The sequence below is a fragment of the Pseudomonas sp. ANT_H12B genome (genome assembly GCF_008369325.1).
Lineage (GTDB): Bacteria > Pseudomonadota > Gammaproteobacteria > Pseudomonadales > Pseudomonadaceae > Aquipseudomonas.
The window spans coordinates 41,600-56,193 of record NZ_VOBI01000016.1 but is presented as its reverse complement, the minus strand read 5'-3'; the positions used below and the strand labels follow the sequence as shown (position 1 = coordinate 56,193).

The window sequence follows — 14,594 nt, the reverse complement described above, 5'->3', positions numbered from 1 at the left end:
CCAGCCCTCTCCCCACGGGGGAGAGGGGGAAAGGGAGCCGATCTTCATGCTTTTCAAAGCCTGAGTTCGGCTCGAATTTGCAAGTCGCAGCAAGTCGACCAAACACCTCGGTCAGTCCCCTCTACCCTCTGGGGAGAGGGTTAGGGTGAGGGGTCGATCCAAAGCCGAACACAGCTCCATCGGCCGTAGCTAGACAGGGAACACCACCAATGCCCACTGCCCTTTACCGCTTCATCGTCGCCATCGCGCTGTTATTACCGATGGCCGCCCACGCCGGTGACGCCGAAGACTTCGTCGCCGCCAATCCCGTGCAGCAAGCCAAACTTCTGGAACGCTGGGCCGCGCAGCCCGACCCGGCTCGCATCGAACTGATCAACGCCCTGCAGCAAGGCGAGTTGACCGTCGACGGCCAACCGAAAACCCTGCGCCTGAATAACCGCCTGCGGGGTCTGATCGACACCGCGCTGGCCAGCCATCAATTGCTCGCCGCCGACGCCAACACCCGTCTGGCCGCCGCGCAGCAATTGCAGAAAAGCGCCAAACCGGCGCAGCTTGCATTCCTCGACCAGCAACTGGCGGGCGAAAAAGACGAAAGCGTCCATGCCGCGTTGAGCCTGGCATTGGCCAACCTGCAACTGGTGGACACCAACCCGGGCGTGCGCCTCGCCGCTGTTCGCCTGCTCGGTGAAACCGGCGACCCACTGGCTCGCACCCGCCTCGAAAGCTTGCTGCAACCCGGTGTCGAAGCCGACGCCGGCGTGCGCACCGCAGCCGAAACCAGCCTCGCTCAAGTCAAACGCAAACTGCTGATTGGCGAGATGCTCGGCCAGGCCTTCAGCGGTATGTCCCTGGGTTCGATCCTGCTGCTCGCGGCACTCGGCCTGGCGATCACCTTCGGCCTGCTCGGCGTGATCAACATGGCCCACGGCGAGATGCTGATGCTCGGCGCGTACTCGACGTATGTCGTGCAGCTGATGTTCCAACGCTTCGCTCCGCAAGCCATCGAGTTCTATCCGCTGATCGCCTTGCCGGTGGCGTTTTTCGTCACCGCCGCCATTGGTATGGCGCTGGAACGCACGGTGATTCGTCACCTCTATGGCCGTCCGCTGGAAACCCTGCTCGCCACGTGGGGCATCAGCCTGATGCTGATTCAGCTTGTTCGATTGGTGTTCGGCGCGCAGAACGTTGAGGTGGCCAATCCGGCGTGGTTGTCGGGCGGGATTCAGGTGCTGCCGAATCTGGTGCTGCCGTACAACCGCATCGTGATCATCGCCTTCGCGCTGTTTGTGGTGGTGCTGACCTGGCTGCTGCTGAACAAGACGCGCCTGGGCCTGAACGTGCGTGCCGTCACCCAGAATCGCAACATGGCCGCCTGCTGCGGCGTACCCACCGGGCGTGTCGACATGCTCGCTTTCGGCCTCGGCTCGGGCATTGCCGGGCTCGGTGGCGTAGCCCTCAGCCAGATCGGCAACGTCGGTCCTGACCTCGGCCAAAGCTACATCATCGACTCGTTTCTGGTGGTGGTACTCGGCGGTGTCGGGCAGCTGGCCGGTAGCGTCCTGGCGGCTTTCGGGCTCGGCATCGCCAACAAGATTCTTGAACCGCAGATGGGTGCCGTACTCGGCAAGATCCTGATCCTCGCGCTGATCATTCTGTTTATCCAGAAACGTCCGCAAGGCCTCTTCGCACTGAAAGGACGGGTGATCGACTGATGAACCAGCCTCTGATGCTCACGGCCACACAAAAGGCCGGCCCCAAAGTCACGATTGCCGTTGGCGCGGTGATTCTCGTTCTGTTGCTGGCGTTGCCACTGCTGTCGTTGTTGTCGCCGGACAGCACGTTTCACGTCTCGGCCTACACGCTGACGCTGGTGGGCAAGATTCTTTGCTACGCCATCGTCGCCCTCGCGCTGGATCTGGTCTGGGGATACGCCGGTCTGTTATCTCTCGGCCACGGATTGTTCTTTGCTCTTGGCGGTTATGCGATGGGCATGTACCTGATGCGCCAGGCTTCCGGCGATGGCTTGCCAGCGTTCATGACCTTTCTGTCGTGGACCGAATTGCCGTGGTACTGGACCGGCACCAGCAGTTTCCTCTGGTCGATGTGTCTGGTGGTGTTGGCGCCGGGGTTGTTGGCGCTGGTGTTCGGCTTCTTCGCCTTCCGTTCGCGGATCAAAGGCGTGTATTTCTCGATCATGACCCAGGCCCTGACCTTCGCCGGAATGCTGCTGTTCTTCCGCAACGAAACCGGGTTTGGCGGCAACAACGGCTTCACCAATTTCCGCACCATTCTCGGTTTCGGCATCACTGAGCCGGGCACTCGTGCGGTGCTGTTTTTTGCCACCGTGGTGTTGTTGGTGGCGAGCCTGTTCATCGGTTGGCGACTGGCGCAGAGCAAGTTCGGTCGGGTGCTGACCGCCCTGCGCGATGCGGAAAACCGCCTGATGTTCTGCGGCTACGACCCGCGCGGCTTCAAGCTATTTGTCTGGGTGTTGAGTGCGGTGTTGTGCGGTTTGGCTGGCGCGCTGTACGTGCCGCAGGTCGGGATTATCAACCCGAGCGAAATGTCGCCGACCAACTCCATCGAAGCCGCCGTGTGGGTGGCGTTGGGTGGTCGCGGCACGCTGATCGGCCCGTTGCTCGGCGCCGGTGTAGTGAACGGCATGAAGAGCTGGTTCACCGTGGCGTTTCCCGAATACTGGCTGTTCTTCCTCGGCGCGCTGTTCATCGTCGTGACCTTGTATCTGCCCAAAGGCGTGATCGGTCTGTTGAAGAAAAGGGGTGAGCAATGAGAATCACACCAACGGCGGAATTCATGCTCGAACCGGCCTTTTTTCCAGTGGAACCCAACAAAGACTCCGGTAGCAGCCGCGAGGCCATCGGCCTCGGTCAACGCGTCGGCCCCGGCCTCGATACCCGACACGGCACCATCCTGACCCTGGAAGACATCAGCGTCAGCTTCGATGGCTTCAAGGCGTTGAACGACTTGAACCTGTACATCGGCGTCGGCGAATTGCGCTGCATCATCGGTCCCAACGGCGCGGGCAAGACCACGCTGATGGACGTGATCACCGGCAAGACTCGCCCCAGTCACGGCAAGGCCTGGTTCGGCGAAACCCTCGACCTGACGTCGATGAGCGAAGTGCAAATCGCCCAGGCCGGCATCGGTCGCAAGTTCCAGAAACCGACGGTGTTCGAAGCGCTGAGCGTTTTTGAAAACCTGGAGCTGGCGCAGAAAACCGACAAGTCGGTGTGGGCCAGCCTGCGGGCTCGGCTGAGTGGCGAACAGAAAGATCGCATCACTGAAGTGCTGGAAACCATTCGCCTGACCTCATCGGTCAATCGCCCGGCGGGTTTGCTGTCCCATGGTCAGAAGCAGTTTCTGGAGATCGGCATGTTGCTGATGCAGGACCCGCCACTGCTGCTGCTCGACGAACCGGTGGCGGGCATGACCGACGCCGAAACCGAGTTCACCGCCGAACTGTTCAAGAGCCTGGCGGGCAAGCATTCGCTGATGGTGGTGGAACACGACATGGGTTTTGTCGGCTCCATCGCCGACCACGTCACCGTGTTGCACCAGGGCAGCGTTTTGGCGGAGGGGTCGCTGGAACAGGTGCAGGACAACGAGCGGGTGATCGAGGTGTACCTCGGTCGTTAGATTGCAAACACATTCCAATGTGGGAGCGAGCCTGCTCGCGATGACGGCTTCATATTCAACATCAATGTCGACAGACCCACCGCTATCGCGAGCAGGCTCGCTCCCACAGGGTTCTGTGTGGAACAGAAGGAATTTTAAGATGCTGCAAGTCGACAAGCTGCACCAGTATTACGGCGGTAGTCACATCCTGCGGGGCCTGACGTTTGACGTGAAGGTCGGCGAAGTCACCTGCCTGCTCGGGCGCAACGGTGTCGGCAAGACCACCCTGCTCAAGTGCCTGATGGGTTTGTTGCCGGCCAAAGAAGGCGCGGTGAACTGGGAAGGCAAACCGATCACCGCGTTCAAGCCACACCAGCGGGTGCATGCAGGTATTGCTTACGTGCCTCAGGGGCGGGAAATTTTCGGTCGGCTGACGGTGGAAGAAAACCTGCTGATGGGCCTGTCGCGATTTCCCGGTGCTGAAGCCAAGGAAGTCCCGGCGTTCATCTACGAACTGTTCCCGGTGCTGCTGCAAATGAAGCAACGCCGTGGTGGTGACCTGTCCGGTGGCCAACAGCAGCAATTGGCAATCGGCCGAGCGTTGGCCAGCCGTCCACGCCTGCTGATCCTCGACGAGCCCACCGAAGGCATCCAGCCATCGGTAATCAAGGAAATCGGCGCGGTGATCAAGAAGCTTGCGGCCCGTGGCGACATGGCGATTTTGCTGGTGGAGCAGTTCTACGATTTCGCCGCCGAACTGGCCGATCAATACCTGGTGATGTCCCGGGGCGAAATCGTGCAGCAGGGTCGCGGTGAAAATATGGAAGCCGAGGGTGTACGCGGCTTGGTTACTATCTAAGGCTACGATCTGATCCGTAGCGTCCCGACGATAATTAGAAACCATGAATTTACCTGCTCCCACCGCCGTGTTTACCCCGAGCTGGCATGCCGAGCTCGAGCTGGGCTACGCCCGATTCGGCGACAGCACGCGCCCGGTTCAGCGCCGCCATAAAGGCCCGTTGCGGGTGCAAAAGCATCTGTATGCCGAGGGCCCTGAGGTTTGCCAGCACATCATTGTTCACCCGCCCGGCGGGATTGCCGGCGGTGATCGGCTGGACATCTCGGCCAGTGTCGGCACGGACGCCTGGGCGCAAATCACCAGCCCTGGCGCAGCCAAGTGGTATCGCGCCGCAGGGCCCGCCTATCAGCAACTGGACTTGAAAGTGGCGGCCGGTGCGACACTGGAGTGGCTGCCACAAGAGACGATCATTTTCAGCGCCGCCCAGGCTGAACTCAGCACGAGCATCGACCTGGATGGCGATGCCCGGCTGTTTTACTGGGACGTGGTGGCACTGGGTCGCCCGGCGAGCGGCGAGCGTTTCGACCTCGGGCATTTTCAGGCGCAACTGGATATTCGCCGTGACGGCCAGTTGCTCTGGCACGAACGCCAGCGCATTGTCGGCGGCGATGGATTGCTCGACTCGCCGATTGGCCTGGATGGGCAACCGGTGTTTGCCACCCTGTTGGTGACCGGCGAGATCGACAGTGATTTGCTGGAGCGTTGCCGGTCGCTGGGCAATGACGTGCGCGGAGATTTGACTCAGTTGCCGGGCCTGTTGGTTGCTCGGTGCCTGGCCAGTGAAGCGTTGCTGGCACGTGGTTGGCTGATCGATGTGTGGCGATTGCTTCGGCCGGCGTTGCTTGGTCGCGAAGCCGTCCCACCCAGAATATGGAGCACCTGAAACACGATCAATGTGGGAGCGAGCCTGCTCGCGAAAGCGGTGTCTCAGGCAACTCATGTGTTGAATGTGCCGGCGCATTCGCGAGCAGGCTCGCTCCCACAGGTAACGTGTTCACAGTCCGAGTATCTTTTTTATCTGCCCAGATGGATTCCCAACGATGGACCTGACCCCACGCGAAAAAGACAAGCTGCTGATCTTCACCGCTGGCCTCGTCGCCGAGCGGCGTTTGGCGCGCGGCGTGAAACTCAATTACCCGGAAGCGATGGCCTACATCTCCGCTGCACTGCTCGAAGGTGCGCGTGACGGTCGGACCGTGGCCGAGTTGATGCACTTCGGCACCACCCTGCTCAGCCGCGAACAAGTGATGGAAGGCATCCCGGAAATGATCCCGGAGATCCAGGTCGAAGCGACCTTTCCCGACGGCACCAAACTGGTCACCGTTCACCAACCGATCGCCTGAGGCCACGCCATGACTTACCACATCCGCGATGCAGTGCATGCCGACTTGCCGGCGATACGCGACATCTACAACGACGCCGTGCTCAATACCACGGCGATCTGGAACGAGCAGGCCGTGGACCTGGGCAACCGCCAGGCCTGGTTCAGCGCCCGCCAAGCCCAGGCTTATCCGATACTGGTAATCGTCGACGGCGACAACACTGTGCTGGGCTACGCTTCATTCGGTGACTGGCGGCCATTCGATGGTTTCCGTCACACCGTCGAGCACTCGGTGTACGTGCGCGGCGATCAGCGCGGTAATGGCCTGGGCCCGCAATTGATGGCGGTGTTGATTGAACGTGCCAAAGATTGCGGCAAGCATGTGCTGGTCGCCGCCATCGAAAGCGGTAATGCCGCCTCAATTCGACTGCATGAACGGGCCGGTTTCGTGACCACCGGGCAGATGCCTCAGGTGGGCACCAAGTTTGGCCGCTGGCTGGACCTGACCTTCATGCAACTGACCCTCAGTCCTGGCGCGGAACCGCCGACCGCCAACAAGGAGTAATGACCCATGAACGCCGCCCAACTGCGCCGCGTCAATGTTGAAAGCTTTGCGCACTATCGTCAGGGTTTGATTGATCTGCTGCTCGACGCCGTCGGCTATGGCGCCAGTGTCGGGTTCATGGCCGATCTGGACGCCCCTGCGGCCCGCGCCTATTTCGATGAGGTGCAAGAGAACCTGAACAAGGGCAACGTGCTGCTGTGGGTGGTGGTCAAGGACGAGCAAGTACAGGCCAGTGTGCAACTGACCCTGTGCCAGAAAACCAATGGCCTGAACCGCGCCGAAGTGCAGAAACTGCTGGTGCGTGAACACGCACGCCGCCGAGGTTTGGGCCAACAGTTGATGAGCGCCCTGGAAGTCGCCGCTCTCCAGCACAAGCGCGGCATGCTTTACCTCGACACCGAAGCAGGTTCGCCCGCCGAAGACTTCTACAAGGCGTTGGGCTACACCCGCGCCGGTGAAATTCCCGACTACGCCTGCGACCCGAACGGTTGCTACAAACCAACTGCCCTCTACTACAAGATTCTCCAAGGAGCCCATTGATGATTCCCGGTGAATACCAGATCCAGCCCGGTGACATCGAACTCAACGTTGGCCGCCGCACCCTCAGCCTGAAGGTGGCCAACAGCGGCGACCGGCCAATCCAGGTCGGCTCGCATTACCACTTTTTCGAAACCAACGATGCGTTGACGTTCGACCGCGCCGCCAGCCGCGGCATGCGCCTGAACATCCCCGCCGGCACCGCCGTGCGCTTCGAGCCGGGGCAGAGCCGCGAGGTCGAGTTGGTCGACCTGGCCGGGCATCGCCGGGTGTTCGGGTTTGCCGGCAGGATCATGGGCGACCTCGACTGACTGATCGTTCCCACGGTCCCCGTGGGAATGCATCCCGTGACGCTCCGCGTCACATAACGGCGGACGCAGAGCGTCCATGGCGGCATGCCCACGCAGACGGTTCGACGCCTCGACGTGGGAACGATCAATGAAGGAACTGCAATGAAGATTTCCCGTCAGGCCTACGCCGACATGTTCGGCCCTACCGTCGGTGACAAGGTCCGCCTGGCCGACACCGAACTGTGGATCGAAGTGGAAAAAGACTTCACCACCTACGGCGAAGAAGTGAAATTCGGCGGCGGCAAAGTCATCCGCGACGGCCAGGGCCAAAGCCAGTTACTGGCCGCAGAGGTCGTCGACACCCTGATCACCAATGCCCTGATTATCGACCACTGGGGCATCGTCAAAGCTGACGTCGGCCTCAAGGACGGGCGCATCGCCGGCATTGGCAAGGCCGGCAACCCGGATATCCAGCCGAACGTCACCATCGCGGTCGGCGCCAGCACCGAAGTGATCGCCGGTGAAGGCATGATCCTCACTGCCGGCGGTATCGACACGCACATCCACTTCATCTGCCCGCAGCAGATCGAAGAAGCGCTGATGAGCGGCGTCACCACCATGATCGGCGGCGGCACCGGCCCGGCTACCGGGACCAACGCCACCACCTGTACCTCCGGGCCGTGGCACCTGGCGCGCATGCTCCAGGCTGCCGACGCGTTCCCGATGAACATCGGCTTCACCGGCAAGGGCAACGCCAGCCTGCCGGAGCCGTTGATCGAACAGGTCAAGGCGGGGGCTATTGGCCTCAAGTTGCACGAAGACTGGGGTACCACGCCGGCCAGCATCGACAATTGCCTGACCGTGGCCGACCAGTACGACGTGCAGGTGGCGATCCACACCGACACCCTCAACGAATCGGGTTTTGTCGAAACCACTCTCGCCGCCTTCAAGGGCCGCACCATCCACACCTATCACACCGAAGGCGCAGGCGGCGGTCACGCCCCGGACATTATCAAGGCCTGCGGTTTTGCCAACGTGCTGCCGAGCTCCACCAACCCGACCCGGCCGTTCACCCGCAACACTATCGACGAACACCTGGACATGCTGATGGTCTGCCACCACCTGGACCCGAGTATTGCCGAAGACGTGGCCTTCGCCGAAAGCCGAATTCGTCGCGAGACGATTGCCGCCGAAGACATCCTTCACGACCTCGGCGCGTTCTCGATGATCAGCTCCGACAGCCAGGCCATGGGACGTGTCGGCGAAGTCATCACGCGCACCTGGCAGACCGCCGACAAGATGAAAAAGCAGCGCGGCCCACTGCCTCAGGACGGTGAAGGCAACGACAACTTCCGCGCCAAGCGCTACATCGCCAAGTACACCATCAACCCGGCGATCACCCACGGCATCAGCCATGAAGTGGGTTCGATAGAAGTCGGCAAATGGGCGGATCTAGTGCTCTGGCGTCCGGCATTTTTCGGGGTAAAACCGACGCTGATTCTCAAGGGCGGCGCCATCGCGGCCAGCCTGATGGGCGACGCCAACGCCTCGATACCGACGCCGCAACCAGTGCACTACCGGCCGATGTTCGCCAGTTATGGCGGATCGTTACACGCCACCAGCCTGACCTTTATCAGTCAGGCGGCGCAGGCGGCCGGCTTGCCCGAGGCCTTGGGTCTGAAGAAGAAAATCGCGGTGGTGAAGGGCTGTCGTGAGGTGCAGAAAACCGACCTGATCCATAACGACTATCTGCCGAACATCGACGTCGATCCGCAGACCTATCAGGTCAAGGCTGACGGTGTGTTGTTGTGGTGTGAACCGGCGGAGGTGTTGCCGATGGCGCAGCGCTACTTTCTGTTCTGAGGCTGTTCACGGCGCCATGAAAAAGGCCTCGATGCCAGGGCGTCACCTGGCATCGAGGCTGCCGACTTAAACCGGATAGTCGGGGTCAATCGTGTAGGGGATATCAACCCTTTGCAGACCGGCTCGATCCATCGCTTGCTGGGTGAGACTGTTCTCCAACGCCTTCATCTGCTCATTGAGCTGAGTCAACGTCTGCGTGTATTCCGTCTCCGTCATGGTGCGTCCGTCGGCGAACTCGTCTTCACGCTTGCCCAACTCTACAGACAGCGTCTTGATTTCCGCTTCCAGCCTGGTCTTTTGCTCTGTGGGCAGAGCGGCTCCGTCAGCCCGTTTCTGCAAGGCGTCCTGCAACTCTGTGGTTGCATCGATTCGGCGTTTGAAGCCATTGAAGGCGTCTCGATTGGAACTCTCCAGCCAGGTTTTCCAGAGGGGTTGCTCAAGGATTCTCTCTCGCAAAAGATCGCCTTCCTCCAAGGCCAGAACCCGCTCAAACGCCGCATCGATCATCTCTTTCGTTACCCCGGCAATCTTGCGGAACTGCATGCCCCTGGCCTGCCATGGCAGATCCAGGCGCTCCGCCAGATCGGTCATATAAGCCAGATGCACCTCGACCTCGTCGATGGTGCCGGTGATATTGCCAAAACCAGCGAAGCGCATGAACTCCTCGCCTGACGCCAGCATTGCCGCGACTCGTTGACGCGCAATGGCGCCGAGCTCATCGAGCCGGGACTTGCCTCGAGCCAGTTCCAGCAGTTGCGGTTCGATAAGATCTGCACGCTCCAGTGCATAGACCTCATGTAGCAATACCTGCAGCCCCATGGCATTGAACAATTGAGTGCCACCATCGACGCACTCAGTGGGTGCAATCGCCTCATTGAACAACTTGATTCGCAGCTCCGTGTTTTCGGCCATGGCCGTCAGCATGCGCCAGACCTTGGCTGTCAGGTCTGTCTGGTAGCTGCCACCAGCGTTGAAGTCAGCAGATTGTGTGAGCTTTCTTATCTCATTGAAAAAAGCGACAGAGTGAAATTCGTCTTCGACTGCATCCCAGATTTCCTGTCGATCTTGCCATTGCCGCTCCGTCAGCCCCTCCGACCAGTCTGCGCTGTCCATCGTGCCCCGGGGTGGATAAGGACGGTCGGGGTCCATGCCCACCGATTCGATGTAGAGACGCAAGGTGTCCAGATTGTCCGGCGATATCCAGCGCGGCTCCCGACTGATCACTGTGCGCGCCAGCAGTTCGGCGCGAAACGAGCCGGGCGCAACCTCCGGGATGCGACTGATCGGGTTGTTGCGCAGGTCGAGATAAATGTTGCGTGACCGCGATTGCGCAAACAACCCGACAGGCCAACTGTCCAGCCCCGTACCGCTCAGCAGCAGTACCTGCAGATGCGGCATCTGGCTGATGTCCGGAGTGAGTTTCAACGGATTGCCGCGCAACCCCAAAGACCGCAGGCGAGTCAGCTTCTTAAGCCGGGCGACCGCCAGGACGTTCAGCTCGATGCGGTTGTCATTGAGGAACAAGTCAGTGAGATGAATCATGTCTTTGGTCGCTGGTGGAATAGCGGTCAGCAGGTTCTCTTGCAGATTGAGGTATCTCACCCGGCGGAACGAATCAAGGAAAGGCAGATGCTCATCAAGGAGCTCGCTGTTGCGCAGGCTCAGGCTGGTGACATGGTCGAAGTTAGCCTCGAGCCTGGGCAACGTATCCATCAGCCGACCAAGTTGCGAGAAATTGTCCAGCACCAAGGCCTGAGGCATCAACACACCCGCGGCATCGACCCCAAGTGGCCCGGTTCTCTGCCAGCATTGCCTGATCGCTTTATACAGCTGGTTTCTGGCGTGCCACTCCGCAACACCCTCAGGGCTGAACCTGAAGGAAGCTGTTGGCGAATTCATCCAGCGTTGCAGTGTCCGGTTCAATGTGTCGAATTCGGTCTCAAGGATGCTCAAGCGGGAATGGGCCGATCCACCGTCCTGACTGAACTCCGTCAGCAACGCGTCGATCTGTTCATCGCCGAAGCCCGGGTACAACGAACTGGCCCGACGACGTAACCCCCGCCACTCCGGTGTCTGCCGTGCATACCCTGGCATGCCGCCACGCAGGCGCATGACAGCGGGATCGAAAGAAGGTTTGCGGATGGGGTTTTCCAGCAGAATCGGTTCGAGCATGTGGCGAGCCAACGGGTGTGCTCGTACCGTCTGTTCCAGGCGTGTTGCCTCATGAATATCAAACCCCAGCGCTGCCCGTTGCGCATCGGGCAACGCATGCAGTACCGCGGCATACAGATTGTCCTCGCCATGCAGTTGCTCACCGAAGTGGTCGTGCGCCTCGTATTTCCTGCCCTCGCCCAGCACCAGCACTTTGCGGATCGGCGCATCGACCGGCCCGAGGCTATCGCGCAGCGGCCCGTTAAATTCGTAATCACGAATCTCCAGACGCACATCCTTTGGCCAACCGTCGAGGGTTTCAAGCGAGCGAAACATCAGCCGGGAAGTATCGCTGTCGTGCAGATCCTGAAGGTAAAGCCCTTCATACGCGCGTGACAGTCGCAGCTGCTGTTCAGCTTCTTCAGCTTGTCGGGCCAAGGTCAGGGGCACCCGTGGCTTCTCGCGCATATGTTGCAGGTCCGAAGGTTCTGCGTTGTGCAGCAGTTCTTCGGCGGTGCTGGTGGAGAGCCCCGGATAATCCAGTTTGAGCCGTCGTACCAGAGAATCATCCGAACGTTCACGACCAGCGTACAGACGGTCGAAAACGCGTCTGCGGGATTTACGTGCCTGCCCGCCAAGCAGCTCCCGTATGGTTTTTATGCGCGCCTGATGATCTCCGGACAGCCAGTCGCCGAGCAACTGGCGAAGCTTTTGCTCGTCAAGAAATTCCACCACTCGCTCGGGTAGCTTGCCTGCCACCAGGTCTTGCCGACTCAGCCTCAAGGTATGTGCCGGAGAAGCATCGGCATAACCTTCCTTGATCGATGGTCCTGAGAGATCCGGCCCGTCAAAGATTTCAATGGCGTGGCCGTCAGGCCAGCCCGGTAATTCAGTCATGAACCGGGGCACCAGATCGGCCCACTCCTCGTTTATCTTGTTGGTGAGAATTCGATCTGCACAGGCTTCGGCATCGGCGTAGGCATTGAAGCGTTTGACCGTGTCGACCAGCATTGCAGGCGGGTTTTCATGCTCGACATGAAGCCGGCGCAGCGCATTTTCGTGGACACCGCTGACGGTTGAAATCTGTTTCAGTGTCTCATCGGAGAACCCGTCCACCGCCGGTCCCAATCGCCTGAGCAAGCGGATCTTTTCCCATTCCAGCGGCTGATCGAGTTCAGTCTTCCAGCTGCCAGCGCCGTTGTGCTCCAGAAGTGGTTGATAGGCGTCGGGCCGGGTCGGGTGTTGAATGCGATGCTGTCCGGTGCTCGAGTCCTGTTTCACCTCGAAGTGTTTTTCCTCGACTCGCAGCAGCTCGCGCCCTTGATGCTGATAAAGGCCTTTTTCAGTGATCGGTGCATCCTCGGGCAAAACGATCGATTGTTCATAAGGGCGCAGATCCGGATTCCACAACCGCTCCTTGCCGCCGACTTCAACAGGCTTGAGTCCCTCGACGAAGGGAGAAACCTTGATCGGGGCGAGCCTGCCACTGGGCAACACATGCCCGGCCCCCATGAGGGCCAGTTGTGCAAAGTTGATCAGCACCCCATTGAGATAGGTCGAGGCCTCTTCTTTATCGCCTTTGCTCCAGTCCTCGACGCCTTCTGCCAGTTCCGCCAGCATTTGCGCGACCATAATGCCCAGCATCGCCTCACCCAGTCCGGGCACCAGCATCGCGCCGAAATTGAAGACGTTCCAACCGATTGCCAGGTAGCTGGTCAAACGCTTGAAACGGGTTGTGGCGTCCTCGTCGTCGGTCGGCACGGCGATGTGGCGTGCGTCGGCGATGGCTTTGTCGCGGCGCTCGACAAACAGCGTCACCCACAGATCGCCGGTGATGAGGTTGGTGACAGGTTCTGCGTCAGGATTCTCGACCGGGGTTTCACGCCACCACGGGCCCATGTCGAGAGGTTCGCGCTGATGCCAAGTGAGGGTTGTCAGCCGTTCATTGACCCGCGCGAAAAAAACGCCCTTGTCCTTCTGCGCGACAAACCGGCTGAAAAATGTCTGGTATTGCGCATCTCGCAGCTGACCGATCAACGTCTTCATGAACGCTGTCAGCGACGGATATTCTTTCAAAGGATGGTCCGGATCGTCCGGCACATAGGCGATCACCGGGCCCGACAATCGGCTCTGATGATAAAGATCTTCTTTACGGGAAAGTTCCTCCACCACGCCTTGCGGACCATTGGCGAAGAACGCCTGCAACAGCTTGTACTGTTCGAATTCTTTGCCAGGTAGCACGGGGATGCGATGGGACCAGTCGGCCCAGAACTTCCAGGTAGCCGGCGTCAGTGCATCAATCAGTTTTTTTATCTGTGATGGTTCGCTGACCGCGCTGAACAGCACAATGCCGGTCAATCTGAAGCCCATTAGTGATAGTCGATGGCAGTGCAACGGATGATCGTACAGCGCGATGTTGGCGCGGTTTTCACGTACGTCTTCAAGTTTGTCGTACGCGTGATGGCTGATGTCGCTCTTCAACCTCGCAACCAGTGCTGCAACATGAAAAGCCGCTTTTTCACTGGCGCCCGAGTCTTGCTGCAGAGTTGTCCGGGCTTGCGCGGTGACGGGCAGCAGGATGGACTTCAGGTGCTGCTGATACTGACCGCCGATGTCCAGATTCCGGCATAACGATGCAAACCCCGGCAGGGTGAGAACCGGGTCGCGCGTGAGGCTGCCCTGTTCATCGTTGCGGTAGATGCCGGAGCTGTTTCGCCAGGCGTCCTCAGTGGTTTCGGCTTCCTCGAAATTGTGCAGCGCCGCGTCCAGCAAGGTGGATTGCCGGACGCGACTGGCGCCGGTGTCGATACCAAAGATTATTGTGCTCGGGACTTCGAGTTGTACGGTGAGCCCACTGATGTTTTCGACGGTTTTGAAAGTCGTCTGAAGTGCCTGACTGATCAATGGTTCGGCAAACGCATTAATGTCTTGTTGCAAGTTGCCCAGGGTCTTGTCCAATACGCCTTGCAGGCGCCAGCGTTCTTCCATCAGTTGTTTGATGTGCTGAAGATCCCTTTGGTTCGCGCCGCCATACCACTCGGGCATTTCGGGTCTTTGATGCTCAAGGGATTTCAGTATCGGTATCGACGCTTTTTTTATCGCGTTCGGTGTAACGCCAAATACGCGCTCGTAATGAACGCCTTTATTTTCGGCGGGCGAAGTTTCTGGAACGTCCGGTGAGATGCTTCCATGCAAATCAGACACTGTTCAATCCTTGATGACGAGATAGGAATCAACAGCTTATTCACTCCGGTTTTAAAAAAAACGACGAAATAACTGTTAAGCCAATGCCCTGAAAGGCCCATACAGTTCAAAAATCAAGGAGCCTTAAATATATAAATACCACCATGGAATCCCCCGCCTATGCTGCTG

Annotated in this window: 11 protein-coding genes; 10 read left to right on the top strand and 1 reads right to left on the bottom strand. The window is 59.6% G+C overall.

What is annotated here, in order from left to right; all coding sequences use genetic code 11:
- Positions 1-209 precede the first annotated feature (209 nt).
- The 10 genes from urtB to ureC all read left to right on the top strand — a co-directional run bounded on the left by urtB (position 210) and on the right by ureC (position 9,071).
- A complete protein-coding gene (urtB, locus tag FQ185_RS22265) occupies positions 210-1,712 on the top strand; it encodes an urea ABC transporter permease subunit UrtB (protein WP_149419310.1) in 1,503 nt (500 codons plus the stop codon).
- Complete coding sequence (gene urtC, locus FQ185_RS22260) at positions 1,712-2,791, top strand: urea ABC transporter permease subunit UrtC (RefSeq protein WP_046044782.1); 1,080 nt, start codon at positions 1,712-1,714, stop codon at positions 2,789-2,791. The genes urtB and urtC overlap by 1 nt, the downstream gene beginning before the upstream one ends.
- Positions 2,788-3,657, top strand: a complete 870-nt coding sequence (urtD, locus tag FQ185_RS22255; protein ID WP_149419309.1) for an urea ABC transporter ATP-binding protein UrtD — start codon at positions 2,788-2,790, stop codon at positions 3,655-3,657. Before urtC ends, urtD begins: the two co-directional genes overlap by 4 nt.
- Positions 3,658-3,796: 139 nt before the next feature.
- Positions 3,797-4,495 (top strand): urea ABC transporter ATP-binding subunit UrtE, encoded by a 699-nt coding sequence (gene urtE, locus FQ185_RS22250; protein ID WP_033055608.1) that lies wholly within the window; start codon positions 3,797-3,799, stop codon positions 4,493-4,495.
- Positions 4,496-4,538: 43 nt separating this feature from the next.
- Positions 4,539-5,378, top strand: a complete 840-nt coding sequence (locus tag FQ185_RS22245) for an urease accessory protein UreD (protein ID WP_149419308.1) — start codon at positions 4,539-4,541, stop codon at positions 5,376-5,378.
- 157 nt (positions 5,379-5,535) lie between these two features.
- Complete coding sequence (gene ureA, locus FQ185_RS22240; RefSeq protein ID WP_033055605.1) at positions 5,536-5,838, top strand: urease subunit gamma; 303 nt, start codon at positions 5,536-5,538, stop codon at positions 5,836-5,838.
- 9 nt (positions 5,839-5,847) lie between these two features.
- Positions 5,848-6,381 carry a GNAT family N-acetyltransferase gene (locus FQ185_RS22235; protein WP_149419307.1) on the top strand — a complete coding sequence of 178 codons (534 nt, stop codon included), beginning with the start codon at positions 5,848-5,850 and terminating at the stop codon, positions 6,379-6,381.
- Positions 6,382-6,387: 6 nt separating this feature from the next.
- Positions 6,388-6,921 (top strand): GNAT family N-acetyltransferase, encoded by a 534-nt coding sequence (locus tag FQ185_RS22230; protein ID WP_149419306.1) that lies wholly within the window; start codon positions 6,388-6,390, stop codon positions 6,919-6,921.
- A complete protein-coding gene (locus FQ185_RS22225) occupies positions 6,921-7,229 on the top strand; it encodes an urease subunit beta (RefSeq protein ID WP_008011171.1) in 309 nt (102 codons plus the stop codon). Before FQ185_RS22230 ends, FQ185_RS22225 begins: the two co-directional genes overlap by 1 nt.
- A 141-nt stretch (positions 7,230-7,370) precedes the next feature.
- Positions 7,371-9,071: an urease subunit alpha gene (gene ureC / locus FQ185_RS22220; RefSeq protein ID WP_149419305.1), complete on the top strand. Its 1,701-nt coding sequence runs from the start codon at positions 7,371-7,373 to the stop codon at positions 9,069-9,071.
- Positions 9,072-9,137: 66 nt separating this feature from the next.
- Here ureC and FQ185_RS22215 read toward each other — a convergent pair whose 3' ends face one another.
- Positions 9,138-14,426 (bottom strand): NEL-type E3 ubiquitin ligase domain-containing protein, encoded by a 5,289-nt coding sequence (locus FQ185_RS22215; protein ID WP_149419304.1) that lies wholly within the window; start codon positions 14,424-14,426, stop codon positions 9,138-9,140.
- Between the last annotated feature and the right edge of the window lie 168 nt (positions 14,427-14,594).

Excerpts from the sequence above, each read along its gene's own strand:
- urtB (WP_149419310.1), top strand. The coding sequence starts at position 210 with ATGCCCACTGCCCTTTACCGCTTCATCGTCGCCATCGCGCTGTTATTA.
- urtC (WP_046044782.1), top strand. The coding sequence starts at position 1,712 with ATGAACCAGCCTCTGATGCTCACGGCCACACAAAAGGCCGGCCCCAAA.
- urtD (WP_149419309.1), top strand. The coding sequence starts at position 2,788 with ATGAGAATCACACCAACGGCGGAATTCATGCTCGAACCGGCCTTTTTT.
- urtE (WP_033055608.1), top strand. The coding sequence starts at position 3,797 with ATGCTGCAAGTCGACAAGCTGCACCAGTATTACGGCGGTAGTCACATC.
- FQ185_RS22245 (WP_149419308.1), top strand. The coding sequence starts at position 4,539 with ATGAATTTACCTGCTCCCACCGCCGTGTTTACCCCGAGCTGGCATGCC.
- ureA (WP_033055605.1), top strand. The coding sequence starts at position 5,536 with ATGGACCTGACCCCACGCGAAAAAGACAAGCTGCTGATCTTCACCGCT.
- FQ185_RS22235 (WP_149419307.1), top strand. The coding sequence starts at position 5,848 with ATGACTTACCACATCCGCGATGCAGTGCATGCCGACTTGCCGGCGATA.
- FQ185_RS22230 (WP_149419306.1), top strand. The coding sequence starts at position 6,388 with ATGAACGCCGCCCAACTGCGCCGCGTCAATGTTGAAAGCTTTGCGCAC.
- FQ185_RS22225 (WP_008011171.1), top strand. The coding sequence starts at position 6,921 with ATGATTCCCGGTGAATACCAGATCCAGCCCGGTGACATCGAACTCAAC.
- ureC (WP_149419305.1), top strand. The coding sequence starts at position 7,371 with ATGAAGATTTCCCGTCAGGCCTACGCCGACATGTTCGGCCCTACCGTC.